Origin of the sequence: Legionella sp. ST3F1 (assembly GCF_048553315.1) — a bacterium.
Lineage (GTDB): Bacteria > Pseudomonadota > Gammaproteobacteria > Legionellales > Legionellaceae > Tatlockia > Tatlockia donaldsonii.
In genome coordinates, this window is sequence record NZ_JBLZIO010000078.1 from 1 (window position 1) to 275 (window position 275).

A 275-nucleotide genomic window follows, 5' to 3' on the forward strand; every position below is an offset into this window, starting at 1 on the left:
TTTGGTTTTCACGGTCATCCGGATGCTAGTCCCGGGCCGCATGATATTGAAGCCATTTTTGCGCAGTTTATGGCAATGATGAGTTAAATTTAATGAGTATAAAAGGGGATAAAGTGAGTGATTTTCATGTTTTTACCTCAGAATCAGTTTCTGAGGGGCATCCAGATAAGATCGCCTATCAAATTTCTGATGCTATTTTGGATGCTATTTTAGCTAAAGATCCTAAAGCCCGTGTGGCTTGTGAAACCTTGGTTAAAACCGGTATGGTTTTAGTG

General features: G+C 40.0%; 1 protein-coding gene. It reads left to right on the top strand.

All coding sequences use genetic code 11. The features are described from left to right. Window positions 1-92 precede the first annotated feature (92 nt). A partial coding sequence (locus ACN4Z1_RS16020) for an S-adenosylmethionine synthetase N-terminal domain-containing protein (protein WP_419423062.1) occupies window positions 93-275 on the top strand: 183 nt, incomplete at its 3' end.